We start from the raw sequence: 19,686 nt of genomic DNA, 5'->3' as shown, positions 1-19,686 counted from the left end.
GAGGGTGAGGGCAGCGCAAACAGTCCGGAAGCTAAGGGCGCAGCGTAGGCCGAAGCGACTGCCGCTGCCGTCAGGCCCGCGCGCGGGCCTGATCCGAACCGCTATCCAGCCATGCAAGATCGTCCGGCGAAAGTGAAATGTCGAGCGCCTGGAGGCTGTCTTCCAATTCGTCGAGCGTGCGCGGCCCGATCAGCGGGACGGACGGAAACGGCTGCGCCAGCACATAGGCGAGCGCGACGTGGATCGGGCTTTTGCCCAGCCGTCTGGCGAGCTCGATGGCGCGGTCGCGACGGCCGAAATTCCTCTCCGAATACCAGACCCGGACCAGCTCCTCATTGTCGCGCCGGTCGCGGCCGGCGCGGTCGGTGAAGAAGCCGCGGCCCTGGCTCGACCAGGCGAAATTCGGCATCTGCCGGGCGGTAAGCCAGGCCTTCCATTCGTCGCTGGAGGAGGTGACGCAGCCTGCCCAGATCGGCTCCAGCATTTCGGCCAGCGAGAAATTGTTGGAAAGCGCACCGGGCTTCTGCTTGCCGGTGCGCTCGGCATAGGCAATCGCCTCATCCATGCGTTCCATCGTCCAGTTCGAGCCGCCGAACGGACCGCGAATGCGGCCGGCCTTGACCTCGCGGTCCATCGCATCGACGAATTCGTCGACCGGCACATCCGGATTGTCGCGGTGCATGAAATAGACGTCGATATGGTCGGTCTGCAGCCGTTCGAGCGACTGGGTGAGCTGCTTGCCGATGACGTCGGGATAGCAGAGCGGCGAGTGCGCGCCCTTGCCGATGACCACCGACTGCTCGCGCACGCCGCGGTTCTTCAGCCACTGGCCGAGCAGCGTCTCGGTATAGCCGGAACCGTAGACGAAGGCGGTGTCGAACAGATTGCCGCCGGCCTCGAAATAGGCATCGAGCAGGATGGCGCCCGACGAAAAGGTGCGGAAATCCTCGAAGCCGAGCGCCAGGCACGAGGCCGGCCGCGGCAGGCCCGGAATGCTGCGCTTGGGGATGGCGGTTCCGCCGGAGCGCAGCTTCCGTCCGGAGATCGTGTTGACGCGCTTTGCTGGTTTCTCGATGTCGTATTCGAGCCCGATCGCGGCCCGCCATTTGTCGAGCACGCGCAGATTGCCAAGACTGTCGGCCCAGCCCATGCCGGGCCAGGCGAACTCCTGCATTCCGCCGAGAATGGCCTCGCCGGCGGCGTCGACCTCAAATGCGTACAGCCAGCCGTCCTCCGTGACCTCGACCACCTCGGTGTCACCCGGACGGATGATGCGGATTTCGCCGGTGCCGCCTTGCTGGCCGCTGGCATACCAGAAATCCGCCACCTCGATGCGGCCTTTGCTGCCGACAATACGCAAGACATTGTCCTGAGCGAGCGAGATGCTGCAGGACACTTCCGCGACGATGCCGCCCGGAAAATGCAACAGCGCCGACGCCCATTCGTCGACGCCGGATTGGCCGAGATGCGCAGCGCCGACGACTTTGTCCGGCTCGGCGAAGGGCTTTCCCACTGCTGCGCCGGCAATCAGCCGCGCCATCGAGACGGGATAGCCGCCGACATCGAGAATGCCGCCGCCGGCGAGATCCTTGGCGTAAAGCCGGTGCTCCGGCATGAAGCCCGGCATGGCGAAGCCGAAGCTGGATTTGATCATCTTGATGTCGCCGATCGCGCCGGCCCTGATCAGCTCGACCAGCTTGGCCGTCTGCGGATGCAGCCGGTACATGAAGGCTTCGCCGAGAAAGGTGCCGGCCTTGCGCGCGGCATGGATCATGGCGTCGGCTTCGAATGCGGTCAGGCCAAGCGGCTTTTCGCAAAGCACGTGCTTTCCGGCCTCGGCCGCCTTGATCGCCCATTCGGCATGGCTCGGATGCGGCGTCGAAATATAGATCGCGTCGACATCCGGATCGCCAACCAAAGCCTCGTAGCCGTCCAGGATGCGGGCGCCGGGGAAAGCCTCGGTGAGCCCCGCCTTGCGGGGATTGCGCGCCCCTAAGGCGACCAATGTGCCGGTGCGCGAATGGGCGACGCCCCCGGCAAAAGCCTTGGCGATGTTGCCGGGCCCGAGAATGCCCCAGCGAACTTTTTCTGGTTTGGACGTCATGTCAAATCTCCGTGGGGTGGCCGCGAGCAATCGCGATCGGACAAAAGAAAGATGGGTTAGCGAATGCGTGCGCCGGTGGCGTCGAAGAGAAGCGAGCGGTCGGCTTTGATCGACACCACCAGGTCGTCGCCGTTCGCGCGATGCCGCGAGGCCTCGCGCTCGATGATCAGTTCCTCGCGTCCGCCCCCGATACCGGAATTGGCATAGACATAGCTCACCGATCCCAAGTGCTCGGCGACGTCGGCCTTGAGGGTAAGGTCGCAATCGCCCTGGCCGGCGTCGAAGAAATGCTCCGGCCGCACGCCAAGCACAACATCGCCGCCTGTTGCAGGCAAGGCATCCGAAAGCGGCTTGCGCAGTCGCGCGCCGCGATGATTGACCAGTTCGACGACCGCCGCACCGTTGTCGGCCCCGACCATTTTTGCCGCCAGGAAGTTCATTTTCGGAGAGCCGACGAAGCCGGCAACGAAGCGGTTGGCGGGGTCGTCGTAGAGATCGAGCGGCGCGCCGATCTGCTCGATATTGCCGGCGTTGAGCACGACGATCCTGTCGGCCAGCGTCATTGCCTCGGTCTGGTCGTGCGTCACATAGACCATGGTAACGCCGAGCTCCTTATGAAGGCGCGATATCTCGACGCGCATCTGCACCCGGAGCTCGGCATCGAGATTGCTGAGCGGTTCGTCGAACAGGAACACTTGCGGCTCACGCACGATGGCGCGGCCGATGGCGACGCGCTGGCGCTGGCCGCCCGACAATTGCCGCGGCCGCCGCTTCATCAGCTCGGCGATGCGCAGGATTTCGGAAGCCCGCTTCACCCGCCGCTCGGTATCTCCCTTGGGGTTGCCGGTCATTCTCAGGCCGAAGCTCAGATTCTGCTCGACCGTCATGTGCGGATAGAGCGCGTAGGACTGGAACACCATGGCGATGCCGCGATCGGCCGCCTCGACGTCGTTCACCACCTTGCCGCCAATGGCGATCTCGCCGTCGCTGATGTCCTCGAGTCCGGCGATCATCCGAAGCAGCGTGGACTTGCCGCAGCCGGAAGGGCCGACGAAGACGACGAATTCGCCGTCATCGATGTCGATATTGGCACCGTGGACGATCTCGAAGACGCCGAAGCGCTTGATGACGTTTTTGAGTGTGACTGCCGCCATGCTGATCCTTACTTGATGGCGCCGGCGGCGATGCCGGCAACGAAATGGCGCTGCAGAAGCACGAACACGACGAGCATTGGCGCCGTCAGCATCACCGCGCCCGCCATGATGCCGCCCCAGGACACCTTGGTGAGACCGATCAGCGTGCCGAGCGCCACGGGCGCGGTCATCGCGCCCGGCTTGGAATTGATCAGCAGCGGCCAGAGATAGTTGTTCCAGGAGGCAAGGAAGAGGATGATGGCGAGCGCCGCCAGCATCGGCCGCGCCAGAGGCAGTGCGACGAACAGGAATATCCGCCATTCCTTGACGCCCTCGACCTTGGCGGCGTCGAACAGCTCGTGCGGCATCATCGAAAAACTCTGCCGCATGAAGAGCACGCCCAGCGAATTGAACAGCGGCGGCACGATCAGCGCCACCCAGGTGTTGGCGAGCTTGAAGTCGCGCGCCACCATGATGAATTGCGGTATCAGCACGACCGCATAGGGCAGCGTGATGGTGCCGAAGATGATGGCGACGACCATGCCCTTGCCGAAGAAGTTGTAACGCGCCAGCGCCCAGCCGGCCATCGAGGTCAGCATCACCGACAGGAAGGTATAGGTCACCGCCACCGAGACGGAGATGCCGATGGCGCCGATGAAATTGGTGCCGCGCTGCAGATTGCTGACATTGTCGAGGAAATTGCCATGCGGCAAAAGCTCGATGTCGGGGCTGAAGATGCCGTTGTCGGGCATCGTCGAAAAAACCACCATCATCCATAGCGGAAACAGCCAGACCAGTGCCAGCGGCGTCAGGAACAGATGCAGCGCGATGCTGCGTCCCAATCTGGCCTGGGAGCGGCTGACTCTTGAGTGCGAGGTCATTTCGGTTCCCTCGTCAGCCATATCTGCACCAGCGAAATGGCGATCGCCAGCCCGGCCATGGTGTAGGCGACGGCCGAAGCGTAGCCGAAATTGAGCGACCGGAAGCCCTGGCGGTAAAGCAGCAGCCCGAGCGTTTCGGTGCCGCCGCCCGGCCCGCCGCGCTCGGTGATCAGGAAGGGCTCGGTGAACAGCTGCATGGTGCCGATGATCGACAGCACGGCGCAGAACACGATGATCGGCTTGAGCAGCGGCAACGTGATGTAGAAGAACTGTTTGACCTTGCTGACCCGGTCCAGGGTCGCCGCCTCGTAGACATCCTCGGGAATCGACTGCAGGCCGGCGAGCAGGATGATGGCGTTGTAGCCGGCCCAGCGCCACGTCACCGCCATCATGATCACCGCCATCGCCGGGGTGACGTTGGTAAACCAGTCGACACTGGGCAGGCCGATGCTGTTCAGCAATTTGTTGATGATGCCGTAGTCGAGATTGAACATCAGCCGGAAAACCGCCGAATAGGCGACCTCGCCGACCACGACCGGCGCGAAGAAGGCAAAGCGGAACAGGCCACGGGCCTTGAGCAGTGGCGAATTCAAAAGCACCGCCATCACAATCGCCAGCGAAATCATCACCGGCACCTGGATGACAAGGATCAGCAATGTGTTCTTCAAGGCATTGAAGAAGGCCGGATCGCCGATCAGCCGGCCCCAGTTGAAGGTCGGCGCGAAGCGCCACGGCACGGTGCGCGTCGCCTGGAACGAGATCAGGAAGGAATCGATGATCGGCCACAGCCAGAAGATCGAAAAAATCAGCAGATACGGCGCGAGGAAGCGATACGCCGTGGCGTTCTGGTAGCGCATCGTTTCCTCCTTTCTGCTTTCAAGTTCTTGCCTTCTCCCCTTGTGGGAGAAGGTAGATCGGCGCGTAGCGCCGAGACGGTTGAGGGGTGATGGCCGGAGTGCCGCCGGCGCCAAGCTGGAGCACCCCTCATCCGTCGCCTTCGGCTCCCCTTCTCCCACAAGGGGAGAAGGGGAGCCGCGCGCTCGGAGCCGCCTCGTCTAGATCACGACTTGACGGGCAGGCCGGTCGCCGCGGCGATCTGGCTTGCGGCATCGTCGAGCGCTGCCTTGGCGTCGGGATAGCCGCCGGCCAGATATTTGGTCTGCACCGCGCGGATGATGATTTCGGCGTCGCTCTGGAACGGCGTGCCGCGGCTGGGGACGACCTTGGGCAAGGTGCCGAGGATGTCCTTCCACACGGCTTGGCCACCCCAATAGGGCAGGCCCTCGGAGACATAAGGGTCGTTGAGCGCCGAGATCAGCGACGGCACCAGGCCGAAGCCTTTCAGCATGGTGATCTGGCCCTCATTCGTCGCAAGCGTGTATTTCAGATAGGCGTAGGCGGCTTCCTTGTTCTTCGACACCGAGGTGATGGCGAGCGAGGAGCCGCCGAGATTGGCGGCGCGCGGACCGTCGGCGGTCAGGCTCGGCATCAGATAGACGCCCCATTTGCCTGCCCCATCGGGCGATTCGGTGCGCACGGTGCCTTCATACCAGCCGCCATACATCTGCGTGGCGACCTTGCCGGCGGTGTTGTTGGTGATCTTGGTGCTCCAGTCGGCAGAGGAAATGATGCCGGCGTCCTTCATCTCCTTGATCTTGGTCATGGCATCGACGCATTTGGGCTGGTTGACCGTGATCGATTGCCCGTCGGCGGAGAAGTAGGCGCAACCCTGCTCGTTGGAGATCATGCGGAAGAATTCGGAATCGCCGTTGAAATCGGCGTTGGTCATCGTGACGCCGGGATTGGCGGCCTGGATTTTCTTGGCGGCGGCGATGAAGTCGTCCCAGGTCTTGATCGAGGACGGATCGACGCCAGCCTTCTCGTAGAAGTCGCGGCGGTAGAACATCGCCACTGGACCGGAATCCCAGGGCATCGCATAGGCCTTGTCGTCAACCTCGAGCTCGGTACGCTTGAAGTCGGGGAATTTTGCCTGGTCTTCCGCGGTGTAGCCGAGCGTATGCAGGTCGACGAAGCAATCCGGGAACTGGCTCCAGTAGTTTTCGGCTTCGCCGTTCTCGATCGTAACGATGTCAGGCAGCCCCTCGCCGCCGGCGGCACAGCCGGCGATTGATTTGTCGTAGGTCGGCTGGTTGCCAAGGTCCTCGACCGTCACCTTGATGTCGGGATACTGCTTGTTGAAGCCCGCTATGGTGGCCTTCAGCGACGAAGCGGCGATATTCCAGCTCCAGATCGTGATTTCACCGGACTGCGCAAAGGCCGGGCTGGAGCCCAAGGCAAGCGCGAGCGCGGCGCAGGTCAATTTTATGCGCATTGAAATCCTCCCATTTCAGTTGCTCTCTGTTTGCGAGCGTGGCTAGACTAGGCCTCGGGAAAGCCTTGTCCGCGACAAAGGGAATAAGAAATGAGCGGAAAGTAAGATGCCGGAAAGGCCGTTTTACCAGCCTGGCGCCAGCAGCGTGGAGGGCCTGCCGCTGCTGCTGCAGATGTTCCACACCCAGCCCCTGGTGATGCTAAAGCCGCATTGGCACGCCCAGGTCGAGGTGAATTTCATCGTGCGCGGCGCCGTGCATTACCGCATGGACGGGCACGGGCTTTCGCTTTCTGCGGGTGACATGTGCCTGTTCTGGGGCGGCCTGCCGCACCAGATGGACGAAGCGTCCGACGATGCCATCTATGCCGGCGCGCATTTGCCGCTGGTGCATTTCTTCCGGCTGCATTTGCCCGTCGATGTCCGCAACAGGCTGATGACCGGCGCGACGCTGGTGACCGACGCCACCGACCGGTCGGACGACCACAATTTCGAGCGCTGGAATCGCTATGCCCGCTCCGGCGACCCGGTCAAGGCCGAGCATGCCGTCAACGAGCTTTTGCTGCGGCTGGAGCGGGTGCGCTTCGAGCCTTACCGGCTGGTGCCCGAAACCCCGGTCGAACAGGAGATAGGCAGTCCCTTCGATCAGCAATCGCTGCGCAATGTCGGGCGCATGTGCGACTTCATCGCCGAGAATTTCCTCTACGAGATCGATTGCGTCGACATCGCCGCAGCGGCCGATATCCATCCCAAATACGCCATGAGCATATTCAAGAAATCGACCGGCATGACGCTCAATGAATATGTGAACTTGCTGCGCCTCAGCTACGCGCAGGCGCTGCTGATGCATCAGGATGCCAATGTGCTGCGCGTCGCCATGGAATCGGGCTTTGGCTCGCTCAGTGCCTTCAACAAGTCGTTCCGCAAGCTTTCCGGCATGTCGCCGTCGGATTTCCGCAGGGGCGTGGCCAGCGCCAGATAACGGCTGGATTCAAGCGATAATATCCAGGCGCCTCGGCAGGCGGTTCATCGGCGACGGCCCGTTGGCGGTGATCAGGAACTGGTCCTCGAGATTGAAGCTGGCGAGACCGTCGATGTAGAGCGGGATTTCGAATGCCAGCACCATGCCGGCCTCGATCACGACATTGCTGTCGGCCGAGATGAACGGCCATTGCTCGGAAAACACGGAATTGCCGACGCCGTGGCCGAAATGGCCGCGGCGATAGGAACGCAGGCCCTGGCGCGCCAGGCTTTCGCTGGCGGCGCGATGCACGGCGGCTAACGGCTTTCCGGGCATAAGCGCGGCAAGCCCGTCGGCGAAGGCGCGTTCGGCTATCGCATGCAATTCGGCCTGTTCGGGCGACGGCGGCCCGAAGGTGAAATTCCGCGACATATCCGAGGCATAGCCGTTCACGCTGCACACCATGTCGGCCTTCAGCGGATCGCCGGCGGCGGCGACGACGTCGGCGCCTTTTGGGCGAGCGCCCAGCGTGACGTATTCCGCCGTCGAGATTTGCTGCGACGACCCGGCGGCTGCATCCGCGACGCCTTGCCGGTAAAGCGCGACCAGCTCAGACTGACGCATGCCGGTCGTCGCATGCTGCTGCAGCCGCGACAGGCCGGCTTCCGACAGGGCGATGCCCTGCTGCAGAAGGTCGATCTCGCTCTGCGATTTGATTGCCCGCAGCCTGTCGAGAACCGGCGAGCCGTTGACCAGGGCAGTGCCCGGCAACATTGCCTGCATCGCGGAAAAATCGCTGGCCGAGACGAAATCCAGCTCGATGCCGAGCGTCGCACGCTCCAGCCCGAATTCTGCGAGGATCGTTTTCAGCTCGCGGACGGAGCGGGCAAGCTCGAAGGTCGCCGGACGTGAAAAACCGGGGGCGCGGCCAACCAGGCCGGCCTCGATGCGCTGCGCAACAGGCCGGTCGGCCGTCGCCGGCTCGAGCGACGCCGATTCGATCCAGATCGCATGCGTGCGCAGCACGGCGCCGGCCATCGCCGCCCGGAGCCGGGCAGCCTGGAAATCCGCCACCACGACGCCGAGCGGCAGGTCGCCTCGCTTGGGAATAACGACGAAACCGGCACCGGCCCGCCGGAACAGGCCGGCCGGGCCGATCCAGGCACCGGTGGCATATTGGAACGCCTCGGGCTCGCAAAGCACCAGCGCCTCGATGCCGGCGCGCTGCATCAGGTCAGTTGCGCGCTCGCGGTCGACAAAGCCGGCCATGGGATCTCCTCGAATGCACTCGAATCCGACGCCGATGCGGCGTCGTTTGGCCTTAGCGTAGCTTCAGTGCCGCCGTGGAGCAGCTTTTTTCTGGAAGCGCTGTTCACCTTGAGAGTTCGTCGTCGGGAAACGAAAAAGCCGCGGCGAACCACGGCTTTCAACGCGACAAGTGGTCTGTTTGGAATGCTTACTCGGTTTCGTCAGAGGTGTCGTCGGCAGTGTCTGCCGCGTCTTTCGCGGCCTTCCTGTCCAGCGCTGCCTGCAAGGCCAGCGTAGCCTGCGGTGAGGCCGGTGTCGTGGCAACGACCGCCATTGCATGAGCAACGCCGGTCGTCGACTTGTCCTTGGCCGCGGCGGAAGTGGCGGCTCCGTGTCCCTGCGAGCCGGCCCCGGCCGAGTTTCCGCCGTTACCGTTGCTGCCGCCATTGCCGTTGCCATTGCCATTGCCCCCGGGAGCAGCGAGTACCGGAGATGCGACAAGGGTGAGAGCGGCTACAGTCGCGAATAGACAGGTGCGCGTTTTCATAGTTCCTCCTTCGAGTCGCCCTCCCGCCAGGATGGGTTTCAGATGAAAAACGTCAGGACTTTCGAATCCGAAAGTCGGCTGTTACCTAGCTTTGTTCAAATACAGTATTCTACAAGACGGACCTTGGTCCGAAATCGATACGCAAAAGTCCTGGATTTTATCGACAGCGTACTTCGGACGACCGCAGCGGCGGGATTTTTGCTGCCGGCAGATCCGGCGCCGCTACAGCGCAGTGTGCGTCGGCTGACATCAGGCTAGGGTCGAGGAAACCTAGTTGCTCGACCATCGGTGAGATCATTCAAGGCGATTGAGAAACATTCCACATCTCCTGAAGTTGGGAGCGCAGGTGCGCTTTTGAGGTGCCAAAATGTTTGATGCCGGCGGGCTTTTGGGAGGAAGCCATGATCCGCGTCACGCCTGCATTTCGTGTTTCGCGCCGCCGCGCGTTGCAGTTTGGCCTGGGAGCAACGCTCGCTTCGGCCACCGGCCTTGCCCCGGTTTCCCGGGCCTATGCGCAGGATGAGGTCAAAGACGAAGACATTTTTTTCCGGTTCGCCCTCAATCTCGAATATATGCGGAAGCCGAATATTACCTGCGCGGTACAACCGGAAAAGGGATCGAAGACTCGGATACTGGCCCGAAGGCCGGCGCTGTCGTTGGCGGCAAACAGGTCAGCTTTGACACGCCTGCAATCGGCGAGTTCATGTGCCCATGGCGTCCAAAAAGCTAGTGAGTTCAATTGGCTCGCCCGAAAAGAGTCGAACTCCTGACCCTTAGATTCTGGTCTGAGAAGTCAAGATCTAGGCGGTTCGAACGTGTCCCCTACTCCGTCAACGCTCCGGCTTCCCACCGCCAAGGCACATCATGGTTTAGGAGCTTGGCTTAGACGCTCGAAGTGAAGTACCCAGCCCATACCTTATTCCATTCTGGAGTTTCCACGTTTTTCGCAGCGGTCAAGGCCGCCGAGAATCCGAGATGGTCAATACCAGTGAAATGATGCAGGTTCTTCTGGACCACGTGGCAAGCAGGCCGCTGAGCAGACGTAGCTTCCTGGTTTCAGCATATGGACCCTCTTTGTAATACGAATTGAAAATTGCGCCCTCATGTTTCAGAACAGGTCGGTAGACCCGCGAGGATGATTTCGAATCCTGCGGGTCGCTCACGGTCCTCAAGGCGAGAATTCTAAGAGACGTTCAACAATGACCCAGCACGCAGAAAACGCTCGAATTCTCATGTACAGCCACGACACGTTCGGGCTCGGCCATTTGCAGCGCTGCCGGACTATCGCGCATTCGCTGGTCGAGGATTTCCGCGGACTTCAGGTGCTCATCATTTCGGGTGCGACTATCGCTGGCGCCTTCGATTACCGCGCCCGTGTCGACTTCGTGAAGATCCCCAGCGTCATCAAGCTGCGCAACGGCGAATACACGTCGCTGGAAAAGGACATCGATCTGCATGAGACGCTAAGGATGCGCCAGTCGATCATCCGCCATACAGCTGAGACCTTCCGGCCCGATATCTTCATCGTCGACAAGGAACCGCTCGGCCTGCGCGGTGAGATTGAGGACACGCTGTCCTACCTCAAGACGCGGGGCACCACGCTGGTGCTTGGCCTGCGCGAGGTGATGGATGCGCCGCATCTGCTCGAAGCAGAGTGGGCGCGCAGAGACGTGATGCGCAAGATAGGCGTCTTCTACGACAAGGTCTGGGCCTATGGTCCGCCGGATTTCTACGATCCGTTGACGGGCTTGGATGTGCCCCCGGCTGTCAGGGCAAAGATGAGGTTCGTCGGGTTCCTGCAACGGAGCCTGCAGCGGAACGAGTTGCCCGGCCACCGGCCCGAGGGCGACTATATCCTCGTTACTACCGGTGGCGGCGGTGACGGCGCCGATCTGATCCACGACGTCATCGATGCCTATCAGCAGGATCCGCAATTGCAGCATAGAGCCCTGATCGTGCTTGGGCCTTACATGCCGGCGCGCAAGCGCAACAAGCTGCTCAAGAAGGGGTCCAAGATCCCCTACATCAAGATCATCGAGTTCGACAACCGCATGGAAGACCTGATTGCCGGCGCCAAGGCGGTAGTGGCGATGGGCGGCTACAACACCTATTGCGAGATACTGTCTTTCGACAAGCCGGCGCTGATCGTGCCGCGCGTCGAGCCCCGCCGGGAACAACTGATTCGCGCACGGCGCGCAGCCGAACTCGGCCTCATCGAGATGCTTTTGCCGGAAGAAGCCGAGGACTCCCGGCGGTTTGCCGATGCACTGAAGGTGCTGCCGGACCGGCCCCGCCCATCGCAGAGCAATCCGCATCTGACGCTCGAAGGGCTGCCTCATATTTCCGAAATCGTCGCGGAACTGCTCGACCGGCGGGCCGGCCATCACCTTTCGGTCATTGAAGGAATGACCTGAGTTGCAACATCGCAAGATCGTCGTGGTTCTGAAGGGTTATCCGCGGCTGTCCGAAACCTTCATCGCGCAGGAACTGCTCGGTCTTGAGCGTGCGGGGTTCGACCTGATACTCGTCGCGCTCAGGCGGCCGACCGACGAAAAACGCCACCCCGTGCATGACGAGATCAAAGCGCCCGTCCATTATCTGCCGGAATATCTGCATGAAGAGCCGCTGCGCGTGCTTCGCTCGCTGTTTGCCTGTCTGCTGCGTCCGGGCTTCTGGCGCGCGCTCGGATGGCTGGCTGCCGATATGCCCCGCGACTTTACGCGCAATCGCGCGCGGCGCTTCGGGCAAGCGCTCGTGCTGGCGGCCGAATGGCCGGAAAACGCGGGCTGGCTGCATGCACATTTCGCGCACACGCCTGCATCGGTGACGCGCTATGCCAGCCAGCTTCGTGGCCTGCCGTGGACCTGCTCGGCCCATGCCAAGGACATCTGGACTTCGGCGGACTGGGATCTGGCCGGCAAGCTTTCCTCGGCGCGCTGGACGGTCACTTGCACGAAAACCGGCTTCGACCGTCTGAAAAAACTCGATAACGGCAACTCGTCCGTGCATCTGAGCTATCATGGGCTCGACCTTGATCGCTTCGGCAGTTTCGGCGAGGCGCGAAAGCAGCATGACGGCTCGGCTCCGGACGAACCGGTTGTCGTTCTGAGTGTCGGGCGCGCCGTTGAAAAGAAAGGTTATGATACGTTGCTGGAGGCCCTTGCCCTGCTGCCCGGCGATTTGGCGTGGCGTTTCGAGCATATCGGCGGCGGCGAAGAATTGGAACGGTTCAAGGCGCTGGCGCAAAAGCTCGGCCTGGATGGTCGCGTCTCTTGGAAAGGCGCGCTTGCGCAGGAGGAGGTGCTTGAGCACTACCGCCGCGCCGACATCTTCGCCCTGGCCTGCAGGATCACCGCAAATGGCGACCGCGACGGTCTGCCGAATGTTCTGGTGGAGGCGGCTAGCCAGCGGCTTGCCTGCGTGTCGACCGATATTTCCGGCGTGCCGGAGCTTTTATCGTCGGATGAAACCGGGTTGCTGGTTCCGACGGAAAACCCGCTTGCCCTGGCACGGGCGCTGGAGCGCCTGATCCGTGATCCCGTGCTCCGCGACCGCCTCGGCGACGCCGCAGAGCGGCGCGTGCGCGGCAATTTCGATCATATGGCAAGCATTGGACAGCTCAAGGAACTGTTCGAGCGGGAGTGGCGGGCCGCCGAATGAAGCGGCTGCGCGCTTTCTTCTATGTCCAGCACCTGCTCGGCATCGGCCATCTCGCGCGCGCCAGCCGCATTGCGGCGGCTCTGGTCGATGACGGGTTTGACGTTACCGTCGTGACCGGCGGAGCGCCGATCGCCGGGTTTCCGGGACTGGGTGTACAATCTGTAACCCTGCCACCTGTCACCTCCGGTGATGAAGGATTTTCGGGACTTGTCGACCTGCAAGGCAACCCGATCGACGATGATTTCAAGAAATGGCGTTCAGAGATGCTGCTGCAGGCATTCCGGGATTGCAGGCCTGATATCGTCATTGTCGAGGCGTTTCCATTTGGACGCCGGCAGATGCGTTTCGAACTCTTGCCGCTGATCAAGGCCATCGACGCGACGTCGCCCAGACCGCTGCTGGCGACGTCCGTCCGTGATATCCTCCAGGAGCGCGTCAAGCTGGGCCGAAACGAGGAAACGGTCGATCTCATCAACAGGCATTTCGATCTTGTTATGGTCCACGGCGATCCGGCTTTCGCAACCATCGACAAGACATTTCCACTGGCTGGGGCGATCAGGGCCGAGGTCACCTACACGGGGCTCGTTGCCGCGCCGCCATCGCCCGCGGCCTCCGAGCGCTTCGACGTTCTGGTGTCGGTTGGCGGCGGGGCTGCCGGAAAGAGCCTTGTCAGATCCACCATCGCAGCGGCGCGGAATGCCAACAACGCTTGGAAATGGTGCTTGATCACCGGCCCAAACCTGCCGAAAGACGAGTTTGACGCGATCGCACGCGATGCCACGCCAGGCCTGTCCATCTTCCGGTTCCGCGAGGATTTCGCCAGCCTGCTGACCGGCGCCCGCCTGTCAGTCTCGCAGGCGGGTTACAACACGGTCTGCGATGTCCTGCGCGCGGGTTGTCGCTCCCTGCTCGTCCCATTTGCAGCCGGCGGGGAAACCGAACAGACGGTTCGCGCCCTGATGCTCGAAGAACTCGGTCTTGCAACGGTGCTGATGGAAAAGGATCTGACGCCTGAAGGTTTGGCGCAAGCGATCGAACAAGCGCTTGTGGAACCGACGCCATCCGCGCATCGTCTCGATCTGGAAGGCGCGCGTCGCTCCGCGCAAATCCTGCGCGAGCGGCATCGAACATGGTCCCTAAATGTGGGGCCCGGTTTCGGAAAAGTTCATGATTGAACAGACGATAGATCCTAGAGCGGTTCATCGTTTCACGCAGAACCGCTCTGTCTCTTTGTTTTGACGCAATTCCGGACGGAAAGCCGTTTCCACACTTTCCTGCAAATGCTCTAACGCGCGTCGCGCCTGGTGAGATTCGTGCGACGCGCTTCAAGTCCTGTTTTTATGCGTGTCGTTGTCCCAAACCGCTACGCGCTTTTGGGCGAAATGCATTAAACAGTTCCAATCAGCATGAAGCGCGTATAATTTTTTGTCGGCAGTTCGCCGGAGAACCGCACCTCCCGCAGCGCCGCCATTTCCTCGAAGGCTGCAAGCGAAGCCACGCAGTTGATGTGCGTCGGCTCGCTGAAATAATCGTTCGATTGCAGCAGTACATTCGTGCCCGGCGGAAGCAGAGCAAGCCAGGCGCGCAGATCGGCTATGTGTTCGCAGCTCGTATTGATCATCAGATCGGGCCGCCCGGCCGCATAGTCGAGTGCGTACATATCTGCCGTCAGCGCCCGGAACCGGTCGCCGGCTTCCCGGTTGAGGGTCCGGGCGACCGGCGCGACTTCGGGATCGATGTCGATACTATCGACCGCCGCGATGTCGAAGCGGGCGTCGTTGAAAAGCATTGCCGGCAATACGCCGTACCATCCACCCAGAACCCATATGCGCCCGAAGCGGCGGCCGCCGCTTTCGAATAGCCTGTCGAGCGCCCACATCTTGCAGGCGACCTGCTTGTGGTTGAAGGCGTTGGCGATATCGGCCTTCGGATGCTTGGCGACGACCCGCGCCAGCCCTGCCACGAGAGGGCACTTGACATAAGCAGCAATTCCCCGCGTGAGGTCCAAGGCTTGCTCGTGCCAGTCCATGGCATTGCGTGGTTGCGTGACATCCATCATAATTCGTCTTGTATGTTGGGATTTTGGGCGACACAACGCAATCTTGCCTCCCGCAAGACTGTTTGATTCCGCGGACGTGATCATGCTGCAAGCCGCTTGGCTATTGCCCGGTGCCGGAGAGAGCCTGTTGCATCTGTCCGGATCATCGGCGTCCATCCGCCAGCACCAGCCGCGCAGCTGCGGCCTCGTGCCGCTCGGCTGTTCGCCAAAGCCCTACGAAAGCCGCGGACCGTTTGGCCAGCCGCTGTCTTCGCCGATCAACAATGCCCATGTCGATGCCATCGACCATGCGTCGGAACTGGATCGCGCCGCCTCGCAGGTTTCTTGCATCGTTGAGCGCAGGACAATGTCCGTGCACAGCAGCTTCGAGCTTGTCGTTGGCGATGAAGAAATTGCCGATACGCCATTCGCCAGCAGGTGCTTTTACATCCTGCATCCTTCCAACTGAAGGGTCCACAGTCGCATATGGAAGCCAGCCTAGCCCGCTATATCTGGACGCACACCAAGAAGCAGCAACTCTGGATATTGATGATCGTCGTGCTTTCGATGATCCCGTATTTCATGTCCTTCGACCTGCCGAAGCTGATCGTCAACGGACCGATCCAAGGTCGCGGCTTCGAGCAACCGGGCGCGACCCAGCCATTCATGAGGCTACACTATAACCTGCCGTTCGTTGGAGAGGTCCAGTTCTTCTCCGGTTTTCAGCTCGACCGCAAGGAGACCCTGTTTGCCCTGAGCCTTGTGTTCCTCTTGCTAGTCGTCATCAACGGCCTGTTCAAATTCTACATCAACACCTACAAGGGCCGCCTCGGCGAACGCATGCTGCGGCGTATCCGCTTCGATCTGGTCGACCGTGTGCTGCGTTTTCCGCCGGTTTATTTCAAGCGGGTGAAATCCGCCGAAGTGGCGACCATGGTGAAGGACGAGGTGGAGCCGCTGGGCGGCTTCATCGGCGACGCCTTCCTGCAGCCGGTACTGCTCGGCGGCCAAGCGCTGACGGCCATGCTGTTCATCATGATCCAGAACGTCTGGCTCGGAATGATAGCGGTCGTGATCGTGGCGATCCAGATCGTGCTCATCCCGCGAATGCGGCGGCGGCTGATCGTGCTCGGGCGCCAACGGCAGTTGACGGCGCGCGCGCTTTCGGGCCGGGTTGGCGAAATCGTCGACGGCATCGGCGCGGTTCACGTCCACGATACATCAAACTACGAGCGCGCCGACATAGCTGCCCGGCTCGGGCTCATCTTCAAGATCCGCTTCGATCTTTACCAATGGAAATTCATGGTGAAGTTCCTCAACAATTTTCTCGCGCAGCTCACGCCCTTTCTGTTCTACATGATCGGCGGGTATCTGGTCCTTGAGGGGCGGCTGGACGTCGGCCAGCTCGTGGCCGTGATCGGCGCCTACAAGGACCTGCCCGGACCGATGAAGGAACTGATCGACTGGGATCAGGATCGGCAGGATGTCCAGGTCAAATATCAACAGGTCGTTGAACAGTTCACCGTCGAAGGTCTCATCGCGCCGAAAATCGGGGCATTGACGATCGACGATCCCGATCCGATGACCAAGCCGCTGTCGGCGATCAATCTGTCCGTAGCAGACGATGGTGGTGCAATGCTCCTCAACCGTATCTCCCTCCAGGTCAAGCCGGGTGAGACGGTGGCACTGGTCAGTACCGCAACAGGTGGAGCGGAGGCGCTTGCAGAAGCCTTCGCGCGGCTGACCTGGCCGGACAGCGGAAGGGTCGCTTCGGGCACCGACGACCTGCTTGAACTCCCCGAAGCAGTAACCGGCCGGCGCATGTCGTATGCCTCGTCGGATGTTTTCCTGTTCCAGGCAAGCCTCCGCGACAACCTGCTCTACGGGTTGAAGCATGCGCCGCTGACATCGGTGCCTTATGACGGTGCTGCGGCAGATCAGCAACGCTGGAACATTCACGAGGCGCGCCGGTCGGGCAATCCGGATCTTGATATCCACAGCGACTGGATCAACTATGCTTCCGCTGGCGCTACCGGCCCGCACGACCTCTTTGAAGCCGTGCGCCGGGTGCTCGACGCGGTTGTTCTGTCGCGTGACATTCTGGATCTCGGCTTGCGCTCTTCGGCCGACCTCACGCGTCACACGGAGCTTGCCAGGCGGATCGTCGAACTGCGTGCGGCGCTGCGGACCCGGCTGGAACAAGAGGGGCTGAGCGGACTGGTGGTTCCTTTCGAACCGGGCGCCTACAACAAGGAAGCAACGATCGGCCAAAACCTGCTCTTCGGCGCTGCCGCCGGCCCTGAACTGGCCGACAGGGCCCTGGCGGCCAATCCCTATTTTGCTTCCGTGCTGAGGCAAGCCGGCCTCGACCGAACGCTCTACGAAATGGGCTTGGAGATCGCCAAACAGGCGATCGAGCTGTTTGCCGACCTGCCGCCCGATCACCAGTTCTTCCAGCAGCTCGCCTTCATGAGCGCGGAGGAGATACCCGCCTACGAAACCTTGCTGCAACGGCTCAAGAACCGTCCCTACGAGGCGGTTTCGGAGAACGATCGCGCCATGATCGTCACCTTGAGCTTTGCCTACATCGAGCCCCGGCACCGCTTCGGCCTGCTGAGCGACGAGCTGATGAGCAAGATCGTCGCTGCACGCAACCGGTTCTATGAAGACCTGCCGCCCGAGCTGCACAATGCGGTCGAACGGTATGATCCTGCCAAATACATTGCCGCGGCCACCGTCATGGATAATGTCCTGTTCGGGCGTGTGGGCAACAATCATCCCGACGCGCCCGACCGCATACGCTCCATCGTCTATGACATTCTTGACGAACTTGGGCTTTATGGCGAACTTCTGGATGTCGGCCTGGACTTCAACGTCGGCTCCGGCGGCAGGCGGCTGACCGGTGGACAGCGACAGAAGCTCGATGTTGCCCGGGCCTTGCTCAAGCGTCCCGATTTTCTCATTCTCAACCGGCCGCTGTCGGCGCTCGACCAGCGCATGCAGGATAAGGTGCTGCGAAATGTGCTCGAGGAAGCCAGGCGCGACGGCCATTCGCCGGCAATTGTGTGGGTCGTGACGAATCCGGCAATGGCGATGATGTTCGATCGCGTTATCGTCTTCGACTCGGGTCAATTGGCGGAAGACGGAACACACGAGACACTTTTGGCAGGGAACGGTATCTTCAAGGAACTGTTGTCATAGAGCAACGGACATTCAGATGGGATCATTCTGCCGGTGCACGACATCGGGCTCGCCACCTTTCGCGTGGTTTGTCTCGCCATCCCGGAAAGAGAATTGATTCCATCTGGGCGTCCGTTGCTCTAGTCTGGCAAACGCGAATTTTGGAAGGTTTGCGACAATGCTGCTCAAGGATGAAGTTGGAATGCTGCAACGCGTTCCCTTGTTCTCTGCCATCGAGCCGACAAAGCTCAAGCTGCTTGCGTTCACATCCGATCGTGTGAGCTACAGCGCCGGCCAGATCCTTTTCCGGCAGGGCGACGAGGGAGACGCCGCCTATGTCATCCTTTCAGGCAGGGCGGATATTCTTGTCGATTCCGACAGCGGACCGATAAAAGTTGCCGAACTGGAGCCAAATTCGATCGTTGGCGAGATCGCCATATTGTGCAACAGCTCCCGCACTGCCACCGTCAGAGCGGCAAGTCCGCTGGAAGCCCTGAGAATCCGCAAGGATCATTTCCTGAGGCTTATGAGGGAGTTCCCGGAAATGACCATCGAGATATTGCGGGTTCTTGCCGATCGCCTAAGCCATACGACCGCGGATCTCATCGACGCACGAAGCGCCAAATAACGAAGGACGTGCGCTCGATCCTCGCCGTCGTGACGGCACTGTCCTCTCGCTGAGAAGATCACCCGGAGAAAGCCTGTCTCGCCTAGCAGCAGTTGTTTGGATATGATGGGCGAAGGGGTAGCATGGACGACAACGTTTTCCAGGTCAGGTTTTGGGGTGTCCGCGGCAGCATTTCGGTATCAGGGCCAGAATTCTCTCGCTATGGCGGCAACTCAATCTGCGTCGAGATGCGATGCGGCAAGCATACGCTTCTGTTCGACGCAGGCTCTGGCCTACGGCCTGCCGGCGCGGCGCTTCAGGCGTTGGGCGTGACCGATTTCGACCTGCTTTTCACCCATTGCCATTACGATCACATCATCGGGCTGCCGTCTTTTGCGCCGATCTATGACCGGGCCGCCAAGGTTACGCTTTGGTCCGGGCATCTTGCAGGACACATGACGACCCGGCAGATGGTCGATGAGTTCATGCGGCCGCCGTGGTTTCCGGTGAAATTGGAGGCCTGCAAGGCAAGCCTCGACTATCGCGATTTCGTATCCGGAGACGTGCTTCGCCCGCGCGAAGGGGTGGTGGTCCGAACCGGCAGTCTTATGCATCCGGGCGGCTGCATAGGCTACCGGGTCGAATGGGGTGGCGGCGTCGTGGCGGTGATCACAGACACTGAGCACGACCCGGACAAACTCGATCAGACGGTGCTCGGCCTGATCGAAGATGCCGACCTCGTCATCTACGATTGCACCTACACCGAGGAGGAAATGGAACGCCGCCGCGGTTACGGGCACTCGACGTGGCAACAGGGCGTCAAACTCTGTGAGGCGGCAGGTGCGCGGAGGCTTGCGCTGTTTCACCACGATCCGACACGCACCGACAAGGAACTGGACAAGATCCAGAAACTGGCCAAGGACAGGTTTACCGGCGCTTTTGCCGCGCGGGATGGCCAGACGCTCAACATTCCAGTCTCATTGCGCAAAAAGCGCTGA

16 protein-coding genes and 1 pseudogene are annotated in these 19,686 nt (G+C 61.3%); 9 read left to right on the top strand and 8 right to left on the bottom strand.

Features of this window, described 5'->3' with window-relative positions; translation table 11 throughout:
• Positions 1-70: 70 nt before the first annotated feature.
• The 5 genes from NKI08_RS15030 to NKI08_RS15010 form a co-directional block, all read right to left on the bottom strand.
• Positions 71-2,104, bottom strand: a complete 2,034-nt coding sequence (locus NKI08_RS15030) for an aldo/keto reductase (RefSeq protein ID WP_352770409.1) — start codon at positions 2,102-2,104, stop codon at positions 71-73.
• Positions 2,105-2,160: 56 nt separating this feature from the next.
• The gene (locus NKI08_RS15025; protein WP_352770406.1) at positions 2,161-3,258 is read right to left on the bottom strand and encodes an ABC transporter ATP-binding protein; all 1,098 of its coding nucleotides are present in this window, start codon (positions 3,256-3,258) and stop codon (positions 2,161-2,163) included.
• Positions 3,259-3,266: 8 nt separating this feature from the next.
• On the bottom strand, positions 3,267-4,118 hold the full coding sequence (locus tag NKI08_RS15020; protein ID WP_023675945.1) for a carbohydrate ABC transporter permease: 852 nt from the start codon (positions 4,116-4,118) through the stop codon (positions 3,267-3,269).
• Positions 4,115-4,975, bottom strand: coding sequence for a carbohydrate ABC transporter permease (locus NKI08_RS15015; protein ID WP_254817930.1), 861 nt, complete (start codon positions 4,973-4,975; stop codon positions 4,115-4,117). The genes NKI08_RS15020 and NKI08_RS15015 overlap by 4 nt, the downstream gene beginning before the upstream one ends.
• A gap of 203 nt (positions 4,976-5,178) precedes the next feature.
• The gene (locus tag NKI08_RS15010; RefSeq protein WP_023675947.1) at positions 5,179-6,450 is read right to left on the bottom strand and encodes an extracellular solute-binding protein; all 1,272 of its coding nucleotides are present in this window, start codon (positions 6,448-6,450) and stop codon (positions 5,179-5,181) included.
• 106 nt (positions 6,451-6,556) lie between these two features.
• Here NKI08_RS15010 and NKI08_RS15005 point away from each other — a divergent pair, with 106 nt between their 5' ends.
• Positions 6,557-7,429: a helix-turn-helix domain-containing protein gene (locus tag NKI08_RS15005; protein WP_352491733.1), complete on the top strand. Its 873-nt coding sequence runs from the start codon at positions 6,557-6,559 to the stop codon at positions 7,427-7,429.
• Between the two features lie 9 nt (positions 7,430-7,438).
• Here the strand turns inward: NKI08_RS15005 and NKI08_RS15000 are convergent, their stop codons facing one another.
• Both NKI08_RS15000 and NKI08_RS14995 read right to left on the bottom strand, forming a co-directional pair.
• On the bottom strand, positions 7,439-8,677 hold the full coding sequence (locus tag NKI08_RS15000; RefSeq protein ID WP_352491732.1) for a M24 family metallopeptidase: 1,239 nt from the start codon (positions 8,675-8,677) through the stop codon (positions 7,439-7,441).
• Positions 8,678-8,864: 187 nt separating this feature from the next.
• A complete protein-coding gene (locus NKI08_RS14995) occupies positions 8,865-9,203 on the bottom strand; it encodes a hypothetical protein (protein ID WP_023675950.1) in 339 nt (112 codons plus the stop codon).
• A gap of 401 nt (positions 9,204-9,604) precedes the next feature.
• Here NKI08_RS14995 and NKI08_RS14990 point away from each other — a divergent pair.
• The 4 genes and pseudogenes from NKI08_RS14990 to NKI08_RS14975 all read left to right on the top strand — a co-directional run.
• A pseudogene (locus tag NKI08_RS14990) lies at positions 9,605-9,909 on the top strand (ferritin-like domain-containing protein); the annotation flags it as partial.
• A 493-nt stretch (positions 9,910-10,402) separates the two neighbouring features.
• On the top strand, positions 10,403-11,617 hold the full coding sequence (locus NKI08_RS14985; RefSeq protein ID WP_352450264.1) for a glycosyltransferase family protein: 1,215 nt from the start codon (positions 10,403-10,405) through the stop codon (positions 11,615-11,617).
• Between the two features lies 1 nt (position 11,618).
• Entirely contained in the window at positions 11,619-12,863 is a 1,245-nt protein-coding gene (locus tag NKI08_RS14980; RefSeq protein WP_352541931.1) for a glycosyltransferase, read from the top strand.
• Entirely contained in the window at positions 12,860-14,038 is a 1,179-nt protein-coding gene (locus NKI08_RS14975) for a glycosyltransferase family protein (RefSeq protein WP_352491730.1), read from the top strand. The genes NKI08_RS14980 and NKI08_RS14975 overlap by 4 nt, the downstream gene beginning before the upstream one ends.
• A gap of 212 nt (positions 14,039-14,250) precedes the next feature.
• Here NKI08_RS14975 and NKI08_RS14970 read toward each other — a convergent pair whose 3' ends face one another.
• Positions 14,251-14,919, bottom strand: a complete 669-nt coding sequence (locus NKI08_RS14970) for a class I SAM-dependent methyltransferase (RefSeq protein WP_352770469.1) — start codon at positions 14,917-14,919, stop codon at positions 14,251-14,253.
• Between the two features lie 130 nt (positions 14,920-15,049).
• On the opposite strand from NKI08_RS14970, the gene NKI08_RS14965 reads away from it, so the two are divergent.
• From NKI08_RS14965 to NKI08_RS14950, 4 genes are all read left to right on the top strand, one after another.
• The gene (locus tag NKI08_RS14965; protein WP_352491729.1) at positions 15,050-15,370 is read left to right on the top strand and encodes a hypothetical protein; all 321 of its coding nucleotides are present in this window, start codon (positions 15,050-15,052) and stop codon (positions 15,368-15,370) included.
• A gap of 17 nt (positions 15,371-15,387) precedes the next feature.
• Entirely contained in the window at positions 15,388-18,102 is a 2,715-nt protein-coding gene (locus NKI08_RS14960) for an ABC transporter transmembrane domain-containing protein (protein WP_352770398.1), read from the top strand.
• Between the two features lie 157 nt (positions 18,103-18,259).
• Positions 18,260-18,709 carry a cyclic nucleotide-binding domain-containing protein gene (locus NKI08_RS14955; protein ID WP_023675957.1) on the top strand — a complete coding sequence of 150 codons (450 nt, stop codon included), beginning with the start codon at positions 18,260-18,262 and terminating at the stop codon, positions 18,707-18,709.
• A 122-nt stretch (positions 18,710-18,831) separates the two neighbouring features.
• Positions 18,832-19,686 carry an MBL fold metallo-hydrolase gene (locus tag NKI08_RS14950; protein ID WP_352770395.1) on the top strand — a complete coding sequence of 285 codons (855 nt, stop codon included), beginning with the start codon at positions 18,832-18,834 and terminating at the stop codon, positions 19,684-19,686.

Source organism: Mesorhizobium sp. M0768 (assembly GCF_040320195.1).
GTDB lineage: Bacteria > Pseudomonadota > Alphaproteobacteria > Rhizobiales > Rhizobiaceae > Mesorhizobium.
Note: the sequence above shows the minus strand (reverse complement) of the source record. Positions and strands in the feature narration are given on the sequence as shown.